This window comes from Bradyrhizobium sp. PRIMUS42, from assembly GCF_023006515.1.
GTDB lineage: Bacteria > Pseudomonadota > Alphaproteobacteria > Rhizobiales > Xanthobacteraceae > Bradyrhizobium.
In genome coordinates, this window is the sequence record NZ_JALBGZ010001176.1 from 1 (window position 1) to 1,235 (window position 1,235).

A 1,235-nucleotide genomic window follows, 5' to 3' on the forward strand; every position below is an offset into this window, starting at 1 on the left:
CCGAAATGGCCGCCACCGCCAAAGCCGCCGTGACCTCCGCCACCGCCGCCACGGGCCAGCACAGGTGAAGCGAACGCCACCATCGCGGCGAGCGTCGCCGCGGTGAGGCCTTTGAGAAGCCTGTTGTTCATCGAAAGGTCCTCCTTGCAGTGCGGCGGTCGTAACGCCGCACGAGAACGATCAGATGAAAGGAAGGAACAGGCAGCTTCAACTTACAAACACGCCAGATTCTGACGCGGGTGTTAGGGAAGCGGGCGCTCTCTCCCCGTCATTGCGAGGAGCTCGCGACAAAATTGCGCGGCAATCTTGCGCTGATGCGACGAAGCAATCCAGACTGTTTCCGCGGAGGGACCCTGGATTGCTTCGCTGCGCTCGCAATGACGGCGCGGATGGAGCTTGCCCTATTCAGGCTGCTCAGCTGCTACGCCCGCTTGCCGTTGTTCTTTTCCGCCGCGCGGCGCAGCGCTTCGGCGAGGGCGCCGCCGCCGGAGGATTCCTGCTTGCGGGGTGCGGAGGAGGTCATGCGTGACGGGTTGCGCGAGCTGTTGTCGCGCTGCATGCCGGGGGCGTCCTTCTTGGCGCCGACCTCGTCGTCGAGGCGCAGCGTCAGCGAGATGCGCTTGCGCGCGACCTCGAAGTCCAGCACCTTCACCTTGACGATGTCGCCGGGCTTAACCACCTCGCGCGGATCCTTGATGTAGGTCTTGGACATCGCCGAGATGTGCACGAGACCGTCCTGGTGCACGCCGATATCGACGAAGGCGCCGAAGGCGGCGACGTTGGTCACGGTGCCCTCGAGGATCATGCCCTTCTTGAGATGCTTGATCTCCTCGACGCCCTCCATGAACACCGCGGCCTTGAACGCCGGACGCGGGTCGCGGCCGGGCTTTTCCAATTCACGCAAGATGTCGGTGACGGTCGGCAGACCGAAGGTCTCGTCGACGAAGTCCTTCGGCTTCAGCGTGCGCACGATCTCGCTGCTGCCGATCAGCGCCTTGATGTCGCTCTTGGTGGCGCTGAGAATCCGCCGCACCACCGGATAGGCTTCCGGATGCACGCCGGAGGCATCGAGCGGGTCCTCGCCGCCGAGAATGCGCAAGAAGCCTGCACACTGTTCGAACGCCTTCGGCCCGAGCCGCGGCACGTCCTTGAGCGCCTTGCGCGACTTGAACGGACCGTTGGCGTCGCGATGCGCCACGATGCTCTGCGCCAGACCCGAGCCGACGCCCGACACG

Annotated in this window: 1 protein-coding gene; it reads right to left on the reverse strand. The window is 64.9% G+C overall.

Annotated features, from left to right (window positions below):
* Nucleotides 1–421: 421 nt before the first annotated feature.
* On the reverse strand, nucleotides 422–1,235 hold an 814-nt coding region (locus MOV75_RS38765), incomplete at its 5' end, for a S1 RNA-binding domain-containing protein (RefSeq protein ID WP_247008109.1).